At 59.7% G+C, this 21698-nt stretch carries 29 protein-coding genes; 16 read left to right on the top strand and 13 right to left on the bottom strand.

The features are described 5' to 3' along the window. The first annotated feature begins 107 nt into the window (after window positions 1-107). Both LDO54_RS12540 and LDO54_RS12535 read left to right on the top strand, forming a co-directional pair. The gene (locus LDO54_RS12540) at window positions 108-1016 is read left to right on the top strand and encodes a Ku protein (protein WP_224010700.1); all 909 of its coding nucleotides are present in this window, start codon (window positions 108-110) and stop codon (window positions 1014-1016) included. Continuing rightward, window positions 1016-1960: a MerR family transcriptional regulator gene (locus tag LDO54_RS12535; protein ID WP_224010698.1), complete on the top strand. Its 945-nt coding sequence runs from the start codon at window positions 1016-1018 to the stop codon at window positions 1958-1960. Before LDO54_RS12540 ends, LDO54_RS12535 begins: the two co-directional genes overlap by 1 nt. Before the next feature lie 75 nt (window positions 1961-2035). Here the strand turns inward: LDO54_RS12535 and ligD are convergent, their stop codons facing one another. Next, complete coding sequence (ligD, locus tag LDO54_RS12530) at window positions 2036-4588, bottom strand: DNA ligase D (RefSeq protein WP_224010696.1); 2553 nt, start codon at window positions 4586-4588, stop codon at window positions 2036-2038. Between the two features lie 2 nt (window positions 4589-4590). After that, window positions 4591-4797, bottom strand: a complete 207-nt coding sequence (locus LDO54_RS12525; RefSeq protein ID WP_224011004.1) for a YjzC family protein — start codon at window positions 4795-4797, stop codon at window positions 4591-4593. Window positions 4798-4930: 133 nt separating this feature from the next. On the opposite strand from LDO54_RS12525, the gene LDO54_RS12520 reads away from it, so the two are divergent. After that, the gene (locus LDO54_RS12520; protein ID WP_065066090.1) at window positions 4931-5149 is read left to right on the top strand and encodes a hypothetical protein; all 219 of its coding nucleotides are present in this window, start codon (window positions 4931-4933) and stop codon (window positions 5147-5149) included. 214 nt (window positions 5150-5363) lie between these two features. Here the strand turns inward: LDO54_RS12520 and LDO54_RS12515 are convergent, their stop codons facing one another. Both LDO54_RS12515 and LDO54_RS38890 read right to left on the bottom strand, forming a co-directional pair. Further along, a complete protein-coding gene (locus LDO54_RS12515; RefSeq protein WP_224010693.1) occupies window positions 5364-5912 on the bottom strand; it encodes a hemerythrin domain-containing protein in 549 nt (182 codons plus the stop codon). A 99-nt stretch (window positions 5913-6011) separates the two neighbouring features. Beyond that, window positions 6012-6296 (bottom strand): DUF2934 domain-containing protein, encoded by a 285-nt coding sequence (locus LDO54_RS38890; protein ID WP_224010691.1) that lies wholly within the window; start codon window positions 6294-6296, stop codon window positions 6012-6014. On the opposite strand from LDO54_RS38890, the gene LDO54_RS38885 reads away from it, so the two are divergent. Then, complete coding sequence (locus LDO54_RS38885; RefSeq protein ID WP_224010689.1) at window positions 6232-6768, top strand: response regulator; 537 nt, start codon at window positions 6232-6234, stop codon at window positions 6766-6768. The genes LDO54_RS38890 and LDO54_RS38885 overlap by 65 nt on opposite strands. 123 nt (window positions 6769-6891) lie before the next feature. Here the strand turns inward: LDO54_RS38885 and LDO54_RS12500 are convergent, their stop codons facing one another. Further along, on the bottom strand, window positions 6892-7179 hold the full coding sequence (locus LDO54_RS12500) for an H-NS histone family protein (RefSeq protein ID WP_224010687.1): 288 nt from the start codon (window positions 7177-7179) through the stop codon (window positions 6892-6894). A 74-nt stretch (window positions 7180-7253) separates the two neighbouring features. After that, window positions 7254-7787, bottom strand: a complete 534-nt coding sequence (locus tag LDO54_RS12495; protein WP_224010685.1) for a hypothetical protein — start codon at window positions 7785-7787, stop codon at window positions 7254-7256. A 494-nt stretch (window positions 7788-8281) separates the two neighbouring features. On the opposite strand from LDO54_RS12495, the gene LDO54_RS12490 reads away from it, so the two are divergent. Continuing rightward, window positions 8282-8668 carry a hypothetical protein gene (locus tag LDO54_RS12490; protein WP_224010683.1) on the top strand — a complete coding sequence of 129 codons (387 nt, stop codon included), beginning with the start codon at window positions 8282-8284 and terminating at the stop codon, window positions 8666-8668. Window positions 8669-8716: 48 nt separating this feature from the next. Next, complete coding sequence (locus LDO54_RS39010; protein ID WP_356789774.1) at window positions 8717-9034, top strand: DUF1488 family protein; 318 nt, start codon at window positions 8717-8719, stop codon at window positions 9032-9034. Between the two features lie 712 nt (window positions 9035-9746). Here LDO54_RS39010 and LDO54_RS12480 read toward each other — a convergent pair. The 5 genes from LDO54_RS12480 to LDO54_RS12460 all read right to left on the bottom strand — a co-directional run bounded on the left by LDO54_RS12480 (window position 9747) and on the right by LDO54_RS12460 (window position 13844). Beyond that, window positions 9747-10337, bottom strand: coding sequence for an acyloxyacyl hydrolase (locus tag LDO54_RS12480; protein ID WP_224010680.1), 591 nt, complete (start codon window positions 10335-10337; stop codon window positions 9747-9749). A gap of 1192 nt (window positions 10338-11529) precedes the next feature. Next, complete coding sequence (locus LDO54_RS12475; RefSeq protein ID WP_224010678.1) at window positions 11530-12102, bottom strand: hypothetical protein; 573 nt, start codon at window positions 12100-12102, stop codon at window positions 11530-11532. Window positions 12103-12272: 170 nt separating this feature from the next. Next, entirely contained in the window at window positions 12273-12572 is a 300-nt protein-coding gene (locus LDO54_RS12470; protein WP_224010676.1) for a hypothetical protein, read from the bottom strand. Between the two features lie 379 nt (window positions 12573-12951). Continuing rightward, the gene (locus tag LDO54_RS12465; protein ID WP_224010674.1) at window positions 12952-13365 is read right to left on the bottom strand and encodes an Hsp20/alpha crystallin family protein; all 414 of its coding nucleotides are present in this window, start codon (window positions 13363-13365) and stop codon (window positions 12952-12954) included. 38 nt (window positions 13366-13403) lie between these two features. Continuing rightward, the gene (locus LDO54_RS12460; RefSeq protein WP_065061471.1) at window positions 13404-13844 is read right to left on the bottom strand and encodes an Hsp20/alpha crystallin family protein; all 441 of its coding nucleotides are present in this window, start codon (window positions 13842-13844) and stop codon (window positions 13404-13406) included. A gap of 195 nt (window positions 13845-14039) precedes the next feature. Here LDO54_RS12460 and LDO54_RS12455 point away from each other — a divergent pair, with 195 nt between their 5' ends. From LDO54_RS12455 to LDO54_RS12435, 5 genes are all read left to right on the top strand, one after another. After that, window positions 14040-14678, top strand: a complete 639-nt coding sequence (locus tag LDO54_RS12455) for a diguanylate cyclase (RefSeq protein ID WP_224010673.1) — start codon at window positions 14040-14042, stop codon at window positions 14676-14678. Window positions 14679-14849: 171 nt separating this feature from the next. Further along, window positions 14850-15167: a co-chaperone GroES gene (locus tag LDO54_RS12450; protein ID WP_065061566.1), complete on the top strand. Its 318-nt coding sequence runs from the start codon at window positions 14850-14852 to the stop codon at window positions 15165-15167. Window positions 15168-15243: 76 nt separating this feature from the next. Next, a complete protein-coding gene (gene groL / locus LDO54_RS12445) occupies window positions 15244-16866 on the top strand; it encodes a chaperonin GroEL (protein ID WP_224010671.1) in 1623 nt (540 codons plus the stop codon). A 108-nt stretch (window positions 16867-16974) separates the two neighbouring features. Next, complete coding sequence (locus LDO54_RS12440) at window positions 16975-17229, top strand: hypothetical protein (RefSeq protein ID WP_065062580.1); 255 nt, start codon at window positions 16975-16977, stop codon at window positions 17227-17229. A gap of 135 nt (window positions 17230-17364) precedes the next feature. Next, the gene (locus LDO54_RS12435) at window positions 17365-17661 is read left to right on the top strand and encodes a hypothetical protein (RefSeq protein ID WP_224010669.1); all 297 of its coding nucleotides are present in this window, start codon (window positions 17365-17367) and stop codon (window positions 17659-17661) included. 266 nt (window positions 17662-17927) lie between these two features. On the opposite strand, the gene LDO54_RS12430 is transcribed toward LDO54_RS12435, so the two are convergent. Continuing rightward, window positions 17928-18500 (bottom strand): Hsp20/alpha crystallin family protein, encoded by a 573-nt coding sequence (locus tag LDO54_RS12430; RefSeq protein WP_224011002.1) that lies wholly within the window; start codon window positions 18498-18500, stop codon window positions 17928-17930. A gap of 198 nt (window positions 18501-18698) precedes the next feature. On the opposite strand from LDO54_RS12430, the gene LDO54_RS12425 reads away from it, so the two are divergent. After that, the gene (locus tag LDO54_RS12425) at window positions 18699-18899 is read left to right on the top strand and encodes a hypothetical protein (protein WP_224010667.1); all 201 of its coding nucleotides are present in this window, start codon (window positions 18699-18701) and stop codon (window positions 18897-18899) included. 223 nt (window positions 18900-19122) lie between these two features. Here LDO54_RS12425 and LDO54_RS12420 read toward each other — a convergent pair whose 3' ends face one another. Beyond that, a complete protein-coding gene (locus tag LDO54_RS12420; RefSeq protein ID WP_224010665.1) occupies window positions 19123-19440 on the bottom strand; it encodes a hypothetical protein in 318 nt (105 codons plus the stop codon). Between the two features lie 241 nt (window positions 19441-19681). On the opposite strand from LDO54_RS12420, the gene LDO54_RS12415 reads away from it, so the two are divergent. From LDO54_RS12415 to LDO54_RS12400, 4 genes are all read left to right on the top strand, one after another. Then, complete coding sequence (locus tag LDO54_RS12415; RefSeq protein WP_224010663.1) at window positions 19682-20233, top strand: glycoside hydrolase family 73 protein; 552 nt, start codon at window positions 19682-19684, stop codon at window positions 20231-20233. Window positions 20234-20239: 6 nt separating this feature from the next. Continuing rightward, window positions 20240-20638 (top strand): hypothetical protein, encoded by a 399-nt coding sequence (locus LDO54_RS12410; RefSeq protein WP_224010661.1) that lies wholly within the window; start codon window positions 20240-20242, stop codon window positions 20636-20638. A 157-nt stretch (window positions 20639-20795) separates the two neighbouring features. Beyond that, a complete protein-coding gene (locus tag LDO54_RS12405; protein ID WP_224010659.1) occupies window positions 20796-21152 on the top strand; it encodes a lysozyme inhibitor LprI family protein in 357 nt (118 codons plus the stop codon). Between the two features lie 9 nt (window positions 21153-21161). Next, window positions 21162-21413 (top strand): PAAR domain-containing protein, encoded by a 252-nt coding sequence (locus LDO54_RS12400; protein WP_224010657.1) that lies wholly within the window; start codon window positions 21162-21164, stop codon window positions 21411-21413. Window positions 21414-21698: the final 285 nt, after the last annotated feature.

Here is a 21698-nt window from a genome sequence, read left to right as displayed (position 1 = left end):
TTTGTGCTGCGCGGGAAAGTCGGACGGAGGCTCGCCGAGCCTGCTACCCTGAAAGCGCGCCACGACGCAATTCCCGTGGCGTGCCCGTCGCACTGCGAGGAATGATCATGGCCACCGCCCGCTCCATCGCCTCCCTGTCGTTGAGCTTCGGTCTCGTCTCGATACCGGTCCGGCTGTACAGTGCCACCGAGAGCTCGGCGACCGTCCGGTTCAATATGCTTGCGCCCGACGGCTCACGCGTCGAGCAGCAGTACGTATCGAAGGCTACCGGAAAGAAGGTCGAGCGCGCGGAAATGAACAAGGGCTACGAGTTTGAGAAAGGCAAGTTCGTGGTGTTCACCCCGGACGAACTCAAGGCGCTGGAAGAAAGCCCCAGTCATCTCGTTGAAATCCTCGCGTTCGTCCCCGACAAGGCGATCGATCCCATCTACTACGACAGGGCGTATTTCATTGCTCCGGACAAACGCGGCGGCAAGCCGTACAGCCTGCTGCAACGCGCCCTGCTTGCGAGCGGTCGCTGCGCGCTCGCAAGCTGGAACAACAAGGGCAAGACGTATATGGTCCAGATCCGCGCGACGGAGGACGGCCTCGTGTTCCAGCAGCTTTTATGGGGCGCGGAAGTTCGCTCCCTCAAGGACCTCGACATCGAACAGGTGCCGGTGTCCGATGGCGAACTGAAACTGGCGCTCCAGATCATTGCCCAGGGCGAATCGGACCACTACGATCCGGACCAGTACGAAAACGTCGAACAAAAGCGCGTGCTCGCCGCGATCGACGCGAAGATCGAAGGCCAGCAGATTGTCGCGCCCGCCGAGGAAGCCGCGCCCGCCGGCGGCCAGGTCATCGACCTTATGGACGCGTTGCGGGCCAGCCTCACGCGCGGCGGGAAACAGAAGGCGTCGGCTGGCAAGGCGACCAGCGCGGCGGAAGTGTCACGCCTTCCGGCGACGAAGCGGGCGCGCACGGTCAAACGCGCGGAAGCCTCGCCTCCCCCGGCAAAGCGGGCACGAAAGTGATGCGTCGTGGACCTGCACACGGCTATTCCCTACGGGAGCTTCAGTCCATTCTCGGCGTATCGCGCAGGGTGCTTTCAGGCGTGATCAACAGTGGGCTCGTCGTGCCGACGCGTGGGCACCGGAACGAGCTCCGATTCTCCTTCAGGGACGTGGTGGTGTTGCGCACCGCTCTCCAGCTGCGGACATCGAACGTTCCGGCGCGGAAAATACTGCGCGCTCTGTCTCGCCTGAAGCAGAACCTTCCATCGACTACGCCGCTATCAGGAGTGCAGATCAGCGCGGTCGGCGACGCCATTGCCGTGAGAAGCGGCGAGACGCAGTGGGACGCGACGTCAGGTCAACTGTTTCTGGACTTCGGAGACACGCCCACGAAGAATTCGGTAAGCCAGATGGAGACCTCGCCAGTGCGTCTACAGGAACGCGCCAGACAGGCCGCCGACTGGTATGCGAAAGCCGAGCAGTTGCAGGAACACGACCCTGTCGCCGCCGAGCATGCTTATCGCAAGGTCATCGAGCTGTCGCCGCAGCCGCACTATCACGCGTACAACAATCTCGGGGCCATGCTTTCCAGAAGCGATGAACGCTGTGCCGATGCGCTCGTCGTCTTCGAACAGGCGCTCAAACACTTCAATGACGCGGAACTCCTGCACTACAACCGCTCAGTTCTACTCGAGCACGCCGGCAGGCTTGAAGAAGCTGCGCGCGGATATATGCGCTGCGTTGAATTGAACCCGCGCAGCGACGATGCTGCCTTCAGCCATGGCGCGGTCCTCGAGCAGCTCGGCGAGTACGATGACGCGGCCAACGCCTACATCCGATGCCTCCAGATCAATCCATCGCACGCGGAGGCACTGCGACATCTTGAGTCGCTGATGGACAAGCTACGCGGCGATGCAAAGGCGCTGATCCGGCACTTGAGCGCCTGGCGTCGCTCCACGGTTTGACGGCTGCACTCACTGTTTGCTGAAGTGTGCCCGCCCCTTCGGGACGTACGCTCGAATAACTATCCGCTCGTCTGCCTATTTGAGGCGCTTTATCGCCACGGTGAGCGACTGGCGCGAGGTCCAGTATTCAGACCACGGGTCCAAAGACTGAAAGCTGAGGTACTCCCGCGCGGTCTGGACGCTCCACTGCGAGCCGCTTTTCAGCTCGAAGAGTTGGTCCCAGGAAACGGGCATCGACACCCCCATACCCGGTCGCGCGCGCGCCGAAAACGCCGCAGCTGTCGTCTGGCCGATGCCGTTGCGCAGATAGTCGACATAGACCTTGCCGATCCGGTTCGCCGGTCCCGAGGTCGCAGAGAACCGCTCCGGGATCGTCTTCGCGAGGTGGCGAACAAACGTCTGCGAAAACGCCTTGACCGCGTCATAGCCGATTCTGGGCGTCAACGGCACAACTACGTGCAGCCCCTTTCCTCCACTGGTCTTCAGCCACGCCTTCAGATCGAGTTCGCCGAGCAGCGTCTGCACCAGCAGCGCCGCCTCCTGGACGTCCTTCCACTTCACGCCCTCACCCGGATCCAGATCAAAGATCACGCGGTCGGGCCGATCGAGGCGGCGCGCCGTGGAATTCCAGGTGTGAAACTCGACCGCGTTCATCTGCGCGGCCGACAGCAGCCCGTCGGCCGTATCCACCGTCAGGAGGGGCGGATGGTCCGGCCATAACGCACGATCAAGAATGGTCACCCCGGGCATCGCGGTTCGCTCCGCATGCTTCTGGAAGAAAAGTTGGCCACCGATACCCGACGGCGCGCGCACGAGCGCCACGGGCCTGTCCTGCAGGTGCGGCAGCATGCGTTCGGCCACGCTCGCGTAATAGCGCACCAGATCCGCCTTTGTGATTCCCGCAGCCGCATCGATGACCCGTTCCGGATGGGTGATCTTCAGGGACGGTGATGACACTGGCGCGCTCGTCTTTCCGCCCTCGCGCACGACAGCGCTCGCCGGCTTGTCGAGCCGAAGGCCCTTGAACGACGCCTGCCGCACGACGCCGTCTGCCGTCCACTCCGCGAATTCGATTTCCGCAACGAGTTTCGGTTCGACCCATCGATAGCCGCCGGCGGCACGGCGCGACCATCGGCGCTCTGCCGGCGCCGCGGCGTCACAGGGCGACTCCATTATTTCCAGAGGAGCGAGGCGCTCCCAGAGATCGCGCGCGGTCCTTGCGCTCCAGCCCGTCCCGACGCTACCGGCGCCATGCAGCGTCGCCCCCTCGTAGTAGCCGAGCAGAAGGCTGCCGATTTCGCCGTCCCGGCCTCCGCGCGTGGTGAACCCGCAGATCACCAGCTCCTGACGCAAACGGGCCTTGGCCTTGAGCCAGGTCTGCGTACGGCCGGATTCATAGGGGGCGTCGCGTCGCTTGAGCATCAACCCTTCGATGCCCAGACTGGACGCCGCCTCGAACAGCGCGGCCGGCGGAGCGTCGAATGCCTCGCTCAGGCGCAGGTGCTCCCCCGCACTTTGGAGAACCTGCGACAGGCACGCGCGGCGCGCCCAGAGCGGCACCTTCCGCAGGTCCTGCCCATCGACGTACATCAGATCGAAGAGGAAGTAGACGATGTCGCGGTTTGTCCGGGAATCCATCGCGTTTTGCAGCGCGGAGAAGTCCGGCAAACCGTCCTTCAACATCACGATCTCTCCGTCGAGCCAAGCTGTCGAAACTGGCAGCGCCTCAAGTTCGCTCACCAGCGTCGGAAATCTGGCCGCCCAGTTGTGGCCGCCGCGCGTGAAAAGGTGCACTTCGCCCCACTCTATGCGCGCAAGCAGTCGGTAACCGTCGAGCTTGGTCTCGGTGATCCAGTCACCGCCGCCGGGCAAAGAAGGAGCGAGCGTTGCGAGTTGCGGTTCGATCTTCTCAGGCAGTGGCGCGCGCGCGGCCGCAGAAAGATCAGCTGCGAGCGGCGCAGCCGCATGGTCTGCAGGTGCGGACGCGATTTTCGGTTCCCGTTCCTCGACCGGACCCAGCGGGTGCGTCACCACGCTGTCGGGCAGCGCCTTGAGCACGTCGTATTCGGAAAGCGGCCGCGCCCATTCGTCGCGCTTCTTGAACAGTATCCACTGATCCTGCGTGCTGTCCGGCTTCGAAATCCGGACCAGCTCCCAGAGTCCCGCAAGCTTCTCGCCATGAAGACGGAAGACAAGCTTTCCTGACGCCATGCCCTCCGCAGTGTCGCCGACCGGCTCCCAGGTCCCGCGATCCCAGACGATCACGTCGCCCGCGCCATACTGCTTCGCCGGGATCGTCCCTTCGAAGCTCGCATAATCGAGCGGATGGTCTTCGACATGCACCGCCATGCGCTTTGCCTTTGGGTCATAACATGGCCCCTTCGGCACCGCCCATGAGAGCAGCACGCCATCCGCCTCAAGCCGGAAATCGTAGTGAAGGTGACTCGCCCAGTGCTTCTGGATAACGAACGACAACGCCCCTTTTCTGCGGCGCTCGCGTCGACGCCTGCCGGCCGGTTCGGGAGTGACCTCGAAATTGCGCTTGCCGCCGTACGTCGATAGTGGGTCCGGGGCGTCCGCGGACTTCGACTCCGTGGTGGGCGACAATCGCCTGCGGCCCGCTGCCACCGTCAGTCTCCCGAACCGAGCTCGCTGTGCTTATGGGAGTGGGTCGCGGCATGTAAAAGCTCATAGTGAGCACCCTTGCCGCCGCGAGTCGGGGGGAAATGTTCCCCTTCCACGCAGGTGACCTCGAACGAGCCCTCCCCGCTCTCGCGAATCACCTTGTAGATGCCGGAGGTCTTGACAATTTCGCCCGGGCGATGCTGCTCAGCCATGATTTTCTCCTCGAGGAACGATCGATGCGCATCAAGCGCAAAGCTCATGCCCTTAGCGGAATTCCTGCACGCAGCGTGAGCTCGCCAAAAGCGTCAGGTCTAAAGAGAACCGTGCCTTCATTGGAGAAAAGGTATGCCTTCACTGGCAGAAGACGCCCTGATCGTCCTGCTCAACCTCGACGCGGAAATCAGGGTATATCGAAGCATACTTGCGGCCGCCGAAGACGGTGGCGGACATTTGGCAACGACCTGGTCCGACGACATCAGTATGCTGCGGGAGCAATTGCGAGCGGCCGAGTTGAGACGCGAAGAACAGTTCCTTGCGCTCCACCGTCTTTCCAGATCGCACTGAGCAGCGTCGATGTACCGCGCGCGCATATGCGTGTCAACTCGCGCGGGACGTTGGAGCCGGCGCAACAGGAGCCGCAAAGGCGCGGCTGCGACGAGCACGTGCCGCGCAAACTTGCGGCGTCAACCCTAAGCCGCCTTTGGGGGCAGTGGACCTGCGGTAGCCGGGATCGCCATTCGCTCGGTCTATTGTTTTCCCGGAACGCATCCGGCAGCGCTTAATGCAGGCGCATCGTGTTGTCGCCCGCGTCCTTCGGCACCTTTGCATTCAACGCGTCCCTGCGAAGCTGGAGTTTTTTCCCGAGTTCGACCAGATCTACGCCGGATTTTCTAAGCTTTGGGAAAAGCTCGGATTCTTCTTCCTCGATGTGGTGCGAGACCATCTCGCTCAACACCTTGAAGGTCGCGTCAAATCCGGGTTCACCCGCTTTCAGCGTGACGAACTTCTCGATCAGCACCTTGACGAGAAAATGTTCAACATAGGCCTCTTCGACGTCTGGCCGGTCGTCTTCGTCAAGCGCCTCATTCGCGGCCGGATACAGCAATTCCTCCTCGATCATTGCGTGAATCGTGAGTTCTTCGCAGGCGCGTCGAACGAACGTCGCCCTTGCGTCGAGATCGTCGGTCGCTGTCTTCTGGAATGACTCAAAAAAGCTTTTCACCACCTGATGGTCGCGCTTTAAAAGGCTGATCGCATCGGGGGCATCTGCGGCAGCGGAACGAGTCTCTGCCGCACCCGAGATGCGATGGGATATTTCACGGGGCATGGTAGTCTCCTTACGGCGATGTGGGACTGCCGCTATTGCGCAATTCGCGGGCCCGGGTGTGGGCCGAATATCGAACCCGTCTTCACTGTCACGCCGGGCTTACCGCTCATCTGATTTGTCGTCGCCGTCCATTTCGGCGCCGGAGATTTCAGCCTCGGCCTGATACCAGAACGCGTCGGTCTGATCGTCTGGCGCCCCCGCTTCTTCCCACAACTCGTACGCGCGGCGCCGGATACGGACCTCCCGATCGTCAGGCTCCGGTGACTCGCCCTCGATCCGCGTTGCACCGCCGATCGCAGGCGGATCGCTAGCCGGAAACGTGGCCTCTACTGCGCTGTCTACACTGCGCTCCGATTTGCCGCCCGGCGTACAACTTCTGAGCAAGCCCTACAGCCGCATCCAGCTCGCCGCGAAGGTGAGGCAGGTGCTTGGCAACAACGAGACCGAAACACCGCACAACGATGCTGGCGCGGGCGCCCGGGATCGCCCCCGCGAAAGAAGTGACGTGGCCGCCGCTCGGGTGCTTGTCGTTGAAGACGACATTGCGTCACTGGATGCCATCTGCGAACTCCTTACGTTGATCGGGATCGAGTCCGAACGCGCAGCGGGTGCTTCAGCCGCACTCGATGCGCTCGTGGCTGAGCGCTTCGACATTCTCCTTACCGACGTCGCAATGCCACATATGTCCGGGTTCGAACTGGCCAGGCGGGCAACTGTCATCCGCCCTGGAATCGGGATCATATTTGCTTCGGGAGATCCCGTTCCAGATCAGGACCTGGCATTTACGTGGACGGCCCTGCGTAAGCCATTTACCCTCGAGCAGCTCCGCGCCGCCTTGCAGGCCGTCGTTAGCTGAATTGGCCGGCCAAACGGGACCGGCGAAGCGTTCACGCAGCCGCGTGGAGCGGCCAACCCTATTTCGCCGTGCGCTCTCAGCCTGGCCGGTCCGTCCGTCAGTAGCTGCGCAACAATGCGGCCGCTACCGGATCAAAAACCTTTCGCGCTTTTTAGCAGTCGCGATCCAGGCTGGAGCTCGCCCACGCCCTGACCACGTCGAACCGGTGACAGGGTCCCGATATTTGGGTGGCAGCGTGGGGTGCGGGGCGGCTCTTCCTTGCGCGCCGAAGATCTGCTCCTGCGTCAGACCAAATTCTGCCACCTTGGCCCGCAGCTCCGTGAGCACATCCGCTATCTCCTCAGCCCTCACTTCCGACGCTGCCGCCTCGAGCTCCGCAATTTTCGCCTTTAGTTCCCGATAGGTCGCCACCGTTCCTCCTCGTCACAGATAAAGATGGTCCGACGCTTTATGCGACGGTGAAGACGCTCAGCCAGCAGCCAGCGTCAGACGGGTCCAGAAAAGAAACCGGGCGTTCGCGGTCGACCTCCGTTGCCGGCGGGCAGTCCAATCGCCGACAGAAGACCTCGTGCCTCAGCGAAACCGCACTCCGGGTATTGCTCAAAAATCCTGTTAAATCTTTCGACGAGGGGGCGTGCCCGAGCGGGAACCGGCGCGTCTGGCCCGAGCATCAACGCGGTCTGCGCGAAACTCACGGGGCCGGCCTTGACCAACGCGCGCAGCGCTGTATTGGCAAGCCCGCGGCCGAACAGCTCATTGCCATACACGCGGACCAGCGCGCGGACGATCGCTTCGGACGCCGGCCTGAGCGGGGGCATTGCTTCGACAAGCCGCACATGGGGTGAACGCGCATCGGGCATCAGGAACCGGCTGATGTCCTCAATGTCGGCCCGCAGGCGGCGCACCGGTAGGTCAACGCTGTAAAGCGTAAGGCGAACGCGCTCAAAAATTGTGTCTTCGTCAGGATCGGCGATATCTGATTTCTCCGTCATACGGGATTCCTCGCTGTCGGCCTTCATGGGACGTTGCAGGCGCAACAATAATAAAAACTGCCCGGCTCCCTGGACTTGGCCTGATTCTCCCACTCTGGCCTATATTGCGGCTTTGATAGCATTGCGCACCCACGCCGTATGGCTCCGGCGCGGCGATTTCGCGCTTGTGCGGCATCGTGTGGGGCATCTGCCAGCTTCGCCGTTACGGACCATAAAATAGCTCATGCGACGACAATTTCAAGAGGCTGCAAAGTCCGGAGCCTGACTTTTTTTGGCCGCTCCCGTCTGCTGTCACCGTCGCGCTGGCAGCAGGAACGGAAAAGAACTGCTCTCCATGGGCGATCCAGCAATCGACTCGGGGAAATGCACTTGACATCTCGCGCGGCGACACTTGAACCGATTTTAAATTCTTTGCAAAATTAGGCAGATATCCCAGCTCGCACGCGATGCGACGAGGCGCCTCGCGTGGGCCACAGGCGTATTCAAACGCGAGCGTTTGGGTAAACGCGTAAGGAGAAGCCATGAAAAGTAAAACAGGCAGCCCTGAGGACTGGCGAGGCTCAATCCGGCGAGAGACGGGTGAATGCGTGGATGCCTGGCGATATCGCGTGGCGCGCAGCCGGCCGATGATCCAGTGGTCCCGGTCCTGCTTCGGAAAACTGAATGGTGAAGACTATGTATTCGCTGTCACACACGGGCGCGGCAGATCGTACGCTTATTTCAAATGGAACGGAGAGCTACTGTATTTCTCCACCGGCGCCCACGCTCTTGTGGACAACGAAGTTATCGAGTACGAGCCATCCGCAGGCAGGTCAAACCCGGGGGAGCGTGCCGAGTTACTGGGCATCTCCGACCCTGCTGAGATTACCCGGCAGAGCCGCAAAGGAAGACAGGACAGCTGGATCTGATCTGGAGCGGCGCCTTTGGGGCTTAGCTGTTTCAGCGCACGCACAGTAATGCTGTTTGAATGGAGGAGCGTCGGAATGCAAATCCGTTTTTCGCGCGAGGCTGTGAGATTCTCGCCAGGCGGAATTCTGTTCGACGCATGGATCGATGACGTGCCTCTCGTCTGCGAAATCTCATCGGAGGCGCTCATCGAACATTTCGGGGCCAGCCCGTCCCGGACCGGATGCCTCATCGCTTTTAACGCTCATCGCACGGAAATAGAGGTGGTCGCGGCGCGAACAATTCCGCACAGAGTCGCGTCTGGACACTGCAACATTTTCCGCCGGGATTTTCATGCTATAACGCGGACACCTTCCGGTCAGCGCTGATTCGTCTGTTCGCGATGCACGCGCGCGAGAAATCCTTAGAGCCTCGAGAACCGCTTGCGCGCGTTGATTCCCTTAAATCCGCCTGTCGCTCTGTAACCATATCGCCGCTTTTCGTTATGTGAATAATAAAACACGCGGAATGGAACGGCTGTCGCTTCGTCGCGCGCGAGAGATGTGGGCTACGATATCTGCCATGGAACGGACGTTTGTGCTTCATGGACAAAGTGGGGCAGGCCAAGCCAGCTACGTTGAACATACCCACTTTGACGCGCTCCCGGTACAACTGCATTGCTTCAAGCGGACAGGCATCGCCGCTAAGCAACACCAAGGGAATGAGAAATGCATTCGATGTACGAAATTCTCGATTTCCGCACGATGAAATTTTGGAAGAAATGGACTACAGTTGCGCAGTTCCGCTCCCCGCGGAACGGTTACTCTCTTTCAGGGCGTCGTTCAAGCGGTCGCCCTATTTTTTTGCGCGCTCAACGGCGCAGCTAGCCAAGGAGGAATCGCCAGGGCCGCGCAACCTCCCAGACGTTCTCGCTGTTATTAAGGCCCGGCCTTTCGTCGTCGCCGGCTACGATCGCGCCGCCCTGCCTGCAGCCAATGCATGCGACATGAATTTAGTTGCGCTGGCACCTATCATGGCAGGGTGCCGGTACCTCCGCGATGGCAGCGGCTTTGACGACGGCTACCAGATCGATATGGGATCTCAGAAGTTGTACTGCAGATACGCCCAGACAAAATTCAGGCCGGGATTGGGCGTCTTGATGTCGGCGTTCGAGATGTGCTGAAAGCGCAAACCAGCCTGATAGTTCTGGCGATCCCCGAATTGCGCGCCGATGCCGACCATATCCGCGAACTGGAACGCGGATGACAAGGTGCGGTCAGGCGTAAGTTCAACGTGCGTTAGCATGCGCACCCCTACACCCGCGTCGAAAAACGGCCGGATCCAGCCCGAGTCCTTGATGATGCGAAAGACCGGCGTCACGCCGAACTCCCAAATGGTGGGCTGCGTGGCGGCGGCTTCGCTCAGGTGCCAGTAGGCCGCGTGAAACTCACCGACGACCGTGAAATGAAAACCCGCGAAGTGCCACCATTGCAGACCCGGATCCCAGACAACGCCGAGGTCGAGCTTCTTCACATCGTGATCTGCGACACCCGGCCCGAATTGAATACCGAACTGGTCTGCATGCGCGCTGCCCGCGCATGCAGCAAAAAATACAGAACCGCAGCCGCGTAACAGTCGTTTTCTCCACAACGGTATTCTTGCCGTCATCAGCGATCTCCGGTCTTTTGCCATTGTGTTCGCAGTATGCCTTGCCGCAGTCGCGGCTGGCATCGGCTTGAAAAAAACGCGCGAGATCGTAATATCCAGACTACATCAAGCCGTACTTCAGACACACAGCCCAGGAAATACCGGTCTGACCGACCCACACGACGACGGTGCTCCCTTCATGACACCAGGCTGGCGCCGTTCATGCTAGCCCGGCATTCCTGTTAGCAAGTCTCGTTGTGGGACGGGGCACAGCGACAGCGCCAACTAACCTCTTGCAGGAAGGAGTCGCCTTGATAATAATCGGATCAGCCGCTGTTGCGATTGCGTCGCTCTGTGGGCTGATTATTCTCGGATTTTCGCGGGCGTCGCCAGCTCTCACCCTCGCCGTCCTGATATACGCGAGCGTCGGGACACTGGGCGGCATCGGCGGCTCGTTGATCGGCCATTTCCTCTTTCCTGCCGCTTCGCTGTTCACGTCCGCATCAATTGGTGCATCCGCATTGCTCTTCGGTATGGCTCTGCTTCATCTTTGTGCACACCTTTACCCACAGAAACTGTGGATAAAATCCACTGACGAACGCGGCCGGCAGCCTGGTCGCCCTCCGGAGGGCGAGCCACTACGCCCCGAGGGTACCGACACAGGCTAACGTGCGGGCGGCTGATTCTGCGTGCCGCAAAGCAGCGCCCTCGTTCTCGAAAAAAAGCTCGCCATCGATTCTGCGCTCACGCGGAGGAAAATAACTGTGGTCTGTCCTGACGATTTCCGTTGTCCATTTCCCTGATGGCCTCGCAATCGCAGAGAATGCGTATTCAACATCGCCACAACGAAAGCAATTGATCGACACGGTTTGCTCCTCGCGATGTGGTTGCCAGAAAATCGGCCTGCGTCTCCGGTAACCGGAAGCGGATATCTTGATCGGAGACTCCTGACGCGAGGGACCTCACTCGCAGCAACACGCAAAATCGGTTCGGAATTTTCCCGGATCGAGATCTCAGTTCCCTACTGAGAGCCATCCGCGTTCAACATCGAAATTAGACATTTCCGCTCAACGCATAGATGGTATTCGCGCAGCCCGATCCGGTAGTCGAATTCAATTGTGAAATGACAACGTCAAACATCGCAATCTCTCGAAAATTTATCATCTGGCAATAATATCCCGCCCCCGGCGGCCCTGCCTGCTACCGCGCGATGAATTCTCGCGCCAGTTTCGCCGGGTTAGGTGCGCTCAGCTTTGTAGCCGTTCGTGGCCGAACCGCTACTCGCCTGCGTCCCTCTGCCGCTGTCGCCCTTTTCCTTCGCCGCGCGAAACACCGCCCCGGCTTGTGTCCCAATGGAGCGAAGGTATGCAGCAAATCGCAAGCACGAGAGAAGTTCCTGGTCTGGCGGCGCGCTTGCTTCGCGCTCTCGCTCCCACGGCCGGTCGCCGCGGCCGCTGTCAATTCCAGACAGATAGATCTCCCATATTTCGTTATAGACTCGGTAGCACTCCTCCATGAGGCAAAGAGTCGCTTGCGCCTGGGTGGTGTCAGCTTCCACTAATGCCAGATGCGCCAGGAGGCGTTTTTGCGACTTCAATCGCGCGAGGCAAGCGGCAACAGTTTTCCGCAAGCAGCGCTCGCGCCGGACCAGGGAAGATTCATGCGCGCAAGCGTCATATGCATGCCAACGCGATGTCAGACAACGCCCCAGCCGCTCTGGTAGCGGAGGCTCGAACAGCAATGCGACAGGCACACGGGCGCGCTCGTATTGGGAGGCGCCAAGTAAACGCCGCTGCAGGTCGCTGTCCATATTGCCTCCCAAGGCACCCGCCGAATAGGCGGGCGGTGGTCCCTGTGCCCGCAAATTCCGGACCTGTCCTCTCTGCCGGCTTTGGGACTTCGGGAGCCCAATAAACACCGGCTTTCCTAACGACCAAACGCTGCCAACTCGGACTGAAAACCTCAACGCTTCATTCTGGGTTATGGCATCGCCGAGTCGATCCGGCGATCGGCCTCGAGACACCCGGGGGTAACGGGTTCACTGCCGCCGTCATTAATGGTTAGCTCACCTCGCTGGCACGCTGCGTCGCTGGGGCATACGGTCTCGAGGAAAACTTTTCCTTTCCGGGTGAGATACGCACGGCGTGCGCCCTCGCCGCAATGCTCCAGCATCACCAGCTGGCGCTCAAGCAGCGCGTCGAGTTCGGCGCGGTTCATGTCGATCTGGTCCGGCGCATGGCGAACCAGCATCAGGGTCGCGAATTCGTGTGGACTGAGCATTTGCTTCTCCCAGGAAGCAGGAGTCTGCGTTCAGTTGCCCCTGCACAAAATGAAAACTAGCGCAAGCCGTACTCGGACTGGACAATCGTGCGAGGCGGTCCGTTCAACCGACGAACTGTGCGGACGAACCCCGGTTGCCTAGGCAGCCTGCACTGATGGTGCGTATCGAATCCTCGACTGTCTGCCGGGGCGCCTCGTCCACACTTGCCCAGCGCCGTGGAGGCAGCCCAGTGCGAAACCGGGAAGACGCACGTCTCGATCATGAAGTCCTTCCAGCTATGGCAGCGTTCGTTGTGCATAGATACCTCTGCGTGGCGGGTCACGCGGCGCGGGCCGAGCAGACCACGCCGCATGACCGGACCTGCCTCTGCGCGTTCGTCTAGCCGACCCTCACTTCAATGCGGCGCGGTTTTGCCGCGTCACGACGGGCAATGGTGAGCTTGAGCACACCATCGTTCAGTTGTGCGTCGATGCGCGACACGTCGAAATCGGGGCTGAGTGTGAACGCGCGCCAGAAGTGCGGGTGGCGCACTTCCCCATGTTGCAGGCGCAGTCCCGCCGGGGTTGAAATCACCGCTTCCGCTTCGATGCTCAGGCTGCCGTCCTGCACGCGCACGTCGAGCTTTTCGCGTGAGACGCCCGGCAGGTCTGCGTAGAGCGTGATGCCGTGGCTATCCTCGAAGATATCAACTGCAGGTGCCATCCTGGTAAGCTGCTTCGCATGTCGTGCACCTTCGCGCGAAGCAAGGTCGGTGTGAGGCTCCCGGGTAGTGAGTTCAGTGCTGTCGTTCATGATGTCCTCCGTGCTTTCTCGTGCTTCTTTCTATCGCGTCACTGGACGGCGATGGCTCGCGGCTTCGACGCTTCGGACCGTCCGACGCTTACCGTCAGGCAACCGTTCACGTAGCGCGCACTGACCTTGTCGGGATCGGCGTGCGGCGGCAGTTCGATCACGCGCCGGAACGATCCCATGAAGCGTTCACGAGCGTACACGCGAGTTTCATCGCCACCTCCCGTCTCGGGAGGCCTGCGTTCGCCGCTGATCGTAAGCAGCCCCTTGTCTATCGAGACATCGATCGACGCCGGATCGAGTCCGGGCGCAAACGCGACGATCTCTACGCTGTCGTCGGTACTGCCAACGTTGACGGGAGGAAAGGTTTCGCTGCGCGTAGCGCGCAGGCTTGCGGGAAAGCCCGCGAAGGCACTGGCTATCTGCCGTTGCAGGCGGTCGAATTCGCCCAGCAGATCGGTAGTGAAGAAAAGATCGCTCATGACTGGCTCCTTGAATCGGGGCCTCTCACGAAGAACGGACTGGTCCACGCGCTCCAGTCCGTCTGCCGTGGGGATGCCCGCTGGCAAACAAATCGAAACACGCAGCGCTTGATCGCGACTGCCTGAGCGATGCATAAAATAGCGCATAGCACGGAAATTTCAAGATGCCCTGCAACAACACAACCGGGAGGCTTCATGGACCTTTTCGACAGACTTCAGGCGCAGATCGACAGCGTGCGCCTGCCACTGTTTGCTGTCACTGTTGCCGCGGCGGCGCAGGTGAATACACCGCTCATCGCAATACTCCACTGGCACGGATTCCGGCGCGCGACACCGTTGGTACTGCCCGGCGTAAAGATCCCGCCCCGGCCGGTTACAGTGTCAGCCATTCCGCTCCATGCGCCATGGCACAGTTTTGAGAGTGTGGACGCTTTGTTGCTGGATGCAGCCTGGCAATCCGGTGCATGGGATGTCGAGCGCACGGAACGGCGCGGGTGCAACGTAATCGGTGCCGGCGCTGCGGAGGCGCTCGCCTGTCGTCTGGCATTTGGCGACTACGGGGTGGACAGCGCGCATGACCCCCAGCTCCTCGATGACGAGACCGATCGCGGCGAGCTGATTCAACTCGCCGCGCGCAAAGGCTATGTGCGCTGGCTGTTCCGGCCGGTAAAGGGCGGCCTGTGGCGCACGCTCGATGCCCCCGACGACACGCTTGATGCCGATGGCGGACGCCAGCCACCCTGCCCCGTACTGCCTGAGCCCCGCCGCCCGGAAGGACGTGGCCGCACGGTTTATCGCCTCGGAGCTGTCCACCGCATCCTGCTGCCGCGATGAAACAATTTGTTACAAATGGACGTTTTCACACCCCTTGAAGGACGCGACCGCCGCCTCTATTTCGCTTTCCGCCAGACACACTGGCTCGGCTGCTCCGAGGCGTTCCCCACGCTCCGGTAACAGCAGCCGGATTCCCTTATTGGTAATCTTTAAATCGCTCAGGAGATGAGAATGCAGATTCGTCCCCTCTACGACCGGGTTATCGTCAAGCGAATCGAGACGCAGCGGACGACGGCCTCGGGCATCGTGATTCCCGATTCGGCGGCAGAAAAGCCCGAACAGGGCGAAATTGTCGCGGTCGGCAGCGGCCGGCTGCTGCAGGATGGCACGCTGCGCGCGCTCCAGCTCAAAGTCGGCGACCGGGTGCTCTTCGGAAAGTACGCAGGCCAGACCGTCAAGGTCGATGGCGAGGAAGTGCTCGTCATGCGCGAGGAAGACGTCATGGGCGTCCTCGAGGCCGACGCGGGCACCACCCGCAAGGCCGCCTGAAATCCCGACGCGGTCGCGAACACCGGGACGGTCGTTCGCGACGCGTTGCGTCAACGACTTTACCCGGAGCAATAACATGACTGCAAAAGACGTCAAATTCCACGACAGCGCACGCACACGCATCGTCAAGGGCGTGAACGTCCTCGCCGACGCCGTCAAGGTCACACTCGGACCGAAAGGCCGCAATGTCCTGCTCGAACGCAGCTTCGGTGCGCCAACCATCACGAAGGATGGCGTGTCGGTGGCAAAGGAAATCGAGCTGAAGGACCGCTTCGAGAACATGGGCGCGCAGATCGTCAAGCAGGTCGCCTCGAAGACCGCCGATATCGCCGGGGACGGCACCACCACGGCCACCGTGCTGGCGCAAGCCATCGTGCAGGAAGGCATGAAGCACGTCGCCGCCGGCATGAACCCGATGGATCTGAAGCGCGGCATCGACAAGGCGGTAGCCGCCGTGCTCGACGAGCTGCGCAAGCTGTCGAAGCCGATTTCCACGAACAGGGAAATCGCGCAGGTCGGTTCGATCTCAGCGAATTCCGACGAGGCAATCGGCAAGATCATCGCCGACGCCATGGAGAAGGTAGGCAAGGAAGGCGTGATCACGGTCGAGGACGGCAAGTCGCTCGAAAACGAACTCGACGTGGTCGAGGGCATGCAGTTCGACCGCGGCTATGTCAGCCCGTACTTCATCAACGATCCAGACAAGCAGGCAGCCTATCTCGATGATGCGTTGATCCTGCTGCACGACAAGAAAATCTCGAACATCCGTGACCTGCTGCCCGTGCTCGAGGCGACGTCCAAGGCCGGCAAGCCGCTGCTGATCGTCGCGGAAGATATCGAAGGTGAGGCGCTGGCCACACTCGTGGTCAACGCAATGCGCGGCATCCTGAAGGTCGCCGCCGTCAAGGCGCCAGGCTTTGGCGACCGACGCAAGGCTATGCTCGAGGACATTGCCATCCTCACGGGCGCGACCGTCATATCCGAGGAAACTGGCAAGCAACTGCAGAAGACAACGCTGGAGGATCTCGGGCGCGCGAAGCGCATCGAGGTGCGAAAGGACGACACGATCATCATCGACGGCGCGGGCGACGAGCAGCGCATCGAGGCGCGCGTGAAGTCGATCCGTGCGCAGATCGAGGAAACGACGAGTGACTACGATCGCGAGAAGCTCCAGTCGCGCGTCGCGAAGCTCGCCGGTGGTGTGGCCGTCATCAAGGTCGGTGCGGCCACCGAGGTCGAGATGAAGGAAAAGAAAGATCGGGTCGACGACGCGTTGCATGCGACACGCGCGGCGGTCGAGGAAGGCATCGTGCCCGGTGGGGGCGTTGCGCTTCTGCGCGCGCGTTCGGCCGTGACAGAACTGAAAGGCGCCAACGGTGACCAGGATGCGGGCATCCAGATCGTGCTGCGTGCGCTCGAAGCACCGCTGCGCGTGATCGCTGCCAACGCAGGCGACGAGCCATCGGTCGTCATTGCGAAGGTCCTCGAAGGCAGGGGCAACTTCGGCTACAACGCAGGAACCGGCGAGTACGCTGACCTCGTTGAGGCGGGTGTGGTCGACCCGACCAAGGTCACGCGCACGGCCCTGCAGAACGCGGCCTCCATTGCCGGGCTGATCCTGACGACGGACGCGACGGTCGCCGAGGCACCGAAGGACGAGAAGCCGGCGCAGACCTCCGCACCGGAGTTTGAATACTGATCGGGCGACGTTTCCTGCATGCACCGGCCGACAGTCGCGGCCGGTGCAATCCGTTCGGCGCCGCACGTTGCCTCCGTCATGCGGCGCCGCTTTTTGCCTGAGACCGTCATGAAACTCCAGCTCTTCATTGACTCAAGACCGCTCGCCATCGAGATCGATGACGTCGTGGTGGGACTGCTGGCCGCTCGGCTTGAGCTGCCGGCAGGCGCCGACAACGAGGATACCCTCGCTCGCTATCTCAGCGAAAAGGGCGCGCCCTGGACGCTCGACGAGGAGCATATGCGCCGGCGCATCCTGCGCAGACTTATCCTGGATATCGCCGACCCGGCATTGGTGATTCGCTATCTCATGACTGACGAGTGAGCCGGGCTGACCTGTTCGGAAACGGGAGCCACGGCCGGAACGCCCATTCGAATAGTTATCCTGAAATTGCATGGCATCGCGATGTCGCACAGCCCTCATCTTCATGCCCGTACGCCCGCCAGATTACCTGTCGGCATGCTCGGTCTGGACTATCTCAAATTCCGGCAACTCTCGGTTGATGAAGTACTACGTTGCACGGAATCGTTCACCGAGGACGCCGTGCGAAACGCTATGGCCGACATTCGCAGCGGTTCAATGCGTACGGCGCAGCCAGCGATGAAGGTCTTCTTTGATGGATGCCAGTTCTGGCTCGCCAGTCACTTTCACCGCCATGAGGCGGCCCGCCGTCTGGGCGCATTCCAGCAGGAATCTGGTGTCAGATACAGCCGGGCCAGAAAGCCCACGCTGTGCGATATGCGCTGGAACGCCTGAATTGATGCGCGTCGGTAATCATAGTCTCGCGCGCATGCCATCCGGTCTAACTATCGTCCATGGCCCGCGCCTGAACTGGAATGAGCGCTATTTATGCTCCGCGCTGAACGATTCTTATGTCCTGCCACGGTCAATCTGGCGCTTCTGCATTCTGAGCCCGGGCGAAGGCGGTGGCGGACGACTAAAGGGCACGGCCGCCACGTCGGGCGCAGGCATTCGAGGTGCCGTTCCACCGGCCCGGCCACATCGACTGCGAAACGGTCGAGCTAACCGATTTCGATCTCGACCTGACGGTCCGAGGGCGTGAGCGGTTCGGTCTTTGGCACCGTCAACGTGAGTATGCCGTTGTCAAACCTGGCAAGCGCGCGCTCGGGATCGGCGTATTCTGGCATGGGGACCGTGCGCTCAAACCGTCCGTGGGAACGCTCCAGCCGGTAGCACCCGTTCTCTTCGTCGCGAATATCCTGCTTTTTTATTCCTCGAATGATTATCACACCATTCGCAACACTCACTTTTACCTCTCCCCGATCAACACCGGGGAGTTCCACCGTGACGCGCAGGACTGGACCCTCATCAACAACGTCGATGCGTGGCTGGAAATGGGCCGAGCTAAAATCCCCAAACCATCGGTCAAGCGTTGCGCGAGCCGACAGAGGATCAAGAAAAAAGTCTTCGAGTGCTCGCCACTGCTCGCGCCAGAACAGCCTGAAAAGGTCGGGGAATGAGTTGCGCTGATCGCTTTCGCCTGGCCTCTCGTCGTCTGATGAGGGTGCGTCAGGCTTACGCGGCACCACGCGCAAAAACTTGAATGGATTCCACCTCTTCGGATCGGGATTCATCATCAATTCTCCTCGGGATCATTGATTCCGCGATGATTAACATAGTCCACGAAGACGAAATTTCAAGAGCACAAGATCCGAGGCTGGCCTCCGACAACATGACAGGCGTGGATGAAACCGGTCGGCAGGAATACAGATTGCGGGCTTCGCGCGGACTTGTCAGCAGACCAATGATGCAAGAGAGAGGTGCATATGCGAGTGAGCGTTTACAACGACGGTGACTACCCGATCCGGGTGATTGCGGACCGTGATGCCAGGAATGAGACCATGATCGACGCAGGCGAAGAAGTCGTGGTCGACGCTGAAAGCATGGTCCATCTTGTCGAGATCGATCACGCAAAAACGGGGCGTCCGAATGACGATGATGCGGATGAGGATGAGGAACCCGGTGAAGCGTGAAATTACGCTGACGGGTACCGAGTGTGCCGCGCGCAGGTGTCGGCCCCTGACAACGCAATCGACGGTTTCGCCAGCACATCCTTTCGTTGTGCACACGCCAGGTACCAGGCGAACGCACCGAACGCGCCCTCCCTCTTTTAACGGCCCACGCCCGTTGGTTCGACATCTGGGATCGCAGCCTCGCCACGACTGCAGACGATCGTTGAATGGGCTAGCCGCAGGGTTAGTGAAGCTTCGTCTGCGCCCGGCGTCGCGCCGTCGCCAGCAGCGAATTACTCCGCACCTCGTCGTTACCCGCCGGATCAAGCGGCGTGATGACAACGCGCACTTCACGATCGAAGGCGTCAAGCAAGTGCCGACGCCCCTTCACAACGAATTTTTCAGGCTCCGCGTCGTCTGCCGCCGCCGCTGCCTGTGCAATTGCCTTCGCGGCCAGCCCAAAAACTCCAATCGCATCGTTCCAGGAGAGTCCGAGCTCGATCAGTTGCTGCGCGAGTTCTCCCGCGATGACACCGGGCTTCATGCGATTTTCATCATTCATCCAAGCTTCTCTCCTAATTCGAATTGTCTATTCCGCGTGCGCACGCTTCAGACGGCGATTTTATCGCAGCCGACGTACGCGGCGTCACAGCAACCGAAAATAGACCGGTTATCGAATCCGCGACGCCGCCGCACACACTATGTTTCGGCGAGCTTAGCCGTCCCCCAGCTCCGATGTGGGGACCTAAGCCGCTGAGCTGGAGCGCATCACGAAGCTCCAGTGGTGGGACAAGGTCAGCGCGGTGAAGGGATTTCCGGCTTCGCCGGTCGTCTATCACCTGCATCCAATCGGGCTGATAGGAAATTTCATTGCGAATCGAGCGCCGTTTACTGGAACAGGCCGCTTTCCAGACGAAGTTGTTGAAGCTGCTCAAGCTGCACAGGAAAAATGGGGCATACCTGCATCAATAAGCTTAGCGCAATGGGCCTACGAAAGTGGGTTTGGTCATCACATGCCAGGCGACAGCAATAACCCCTTCGGAATCAAAGCGAATCAGCAGGACCTTGCAAGCGGCAACTATGTAACTGCGATGACTACCGATGTAGTGCATGGCGTGCGAGAGCGTGTCCCACAACCATTTCGAAAATTCGCCAGTCTTGATGATGCATTTGACTATCATGGTCGGCTTTTGGCGACTGCTTCCCCGTATGCGATAGCTCGTGCCAGGCTTCCCGACGCCCATGGCTTTGCTAACGGTCTAACCGGTCACTATGCAACTGAACCAGACTATGGCGGGAAACTCATAAGAAACTATATTGATCCTTATAACCTCACTCAATATGACTCAAACTGAGGGTGTATGATGACGATCGTCTGTATCAAGAAGCAGTGTGCTTGGATTTTATTAATTGCCGGCCTATTTTTTAGCTTTCGCGCGGCAAATGCAGCAGTGGAGTGCGAAATGCTGAGTGATTACGCCTCTAAAACCGGAGTTTACATCCCAGGAGACGATGCGCAAAGAGTCGTGACTGGTGATGGGCGCCTTCAGTTTTATTCGGCACCAGATTTCTCTTGCAAAATGAATGGGGTATTTGTCATCAAGGGTCAGCTTGTTGATGCTTACACGGAATACAAGGGGGTTACATCGGTCGTTTACCTGGGGACGGGCACGGAACCTCCCGTGACTGGTTGGGTAAGGAGCAATAGACTAAACCCCACCGGAAAAGGGATAGCCCCAAGCCAGAAAGATTCCGAATAGTAAGCGATAGGGAAGGGATTTTCATTGGTACTCCATCGAGAAAAAATTCCTTGCTTGGTTGCGATGGCAAACAGCTATCTCCTACTGTCAAGAATCCCAGCACATATCGATCTCCCGAAGACAAGTCTGATATAGTCACTAATCTGTCGAGAGTGCCATGAAAAAAAACATTTATTTGGCGTTTTTGTTGTTGCCCTTGAATTCATATGCTGAAGCATGCGTCGACAACGGGAATGTGTGCGATGACTTGCCTTGTGCTAATCATACTCATGATAAGGAAAAAGTAGACCTTAACGTAATTTATCAAAGAATATACACGTCGACACAGTACAAGAATGAGTTTGAGCAATCGCAAAAGGCTTGGCTTGCTTATAGGGATAAACAATGTAATGGTTATATTGCATCTGAAGCGTCGCAATCCCAAGGCGCCGGCTCGGACATGATAACTAAAGACTGTCTTGTTACGCTCACCAAGCAGAGAGTTGATTATTTGAAGACTCTTGTCGAGAAATAGTAGGTTGGCATGATAAATCTTATTCGTCTCGACGACGACACCGACCACGGTGGCAAGGTCATCACGGCGTCGTCAACCATGAGGTTCGACGGTCGCTTTGTGGCCCGCAAGGGCGATGCGGTCTCTTGCCCGAAGCACCCCGATACCAGGCCGAACGTCATTATCGAAGGCGATGAATCAATGACTGACGGAGGTATCCCGATCGCCCGGCATGGGCACCGTGCAACATGTGGATGCCATCTGATATCCAGTCTGGCTTAAAGAGTGAAATGGCGATCGGGATGCCGCTGCAGCGTTGAAGCGAAATCACCATTACCTGCTTGAATTCGGTGATCCGGCGGTAATATCCCTGCAGATTAAACGAGATCGAAAGTAGGATTTCCAGTAGAGGGGCTTTCTTGTTAGAAAGTCTGCAGAGGTTCTCTCTGTGCCGGTGAAGCGCCGTCCCGGTTGCGGGTTATGTTCGTGTGTTGAAAGGCGTGCCAAGATTGTTGCCGATCAAGGAGCCTGTGTCGAACGTCCGGTTGTGGCCGCATTCTGCCTACT

The organism is Paraburkholderia tropica (assembly GCF_914484835.1).
Taxonomy (GTDB): domain Bacteria; phylum Pseudomonadota; class Gammaproteobacteria; order Burkholderiales; family Burkholderiaceae; genus Paraburkholderia; species Paraburkholderia tropica_A.
Note: the sequence above shows the minus strand (reverse complement) of the source record. Positions and strands in the feature narration are given on the sequence as shown.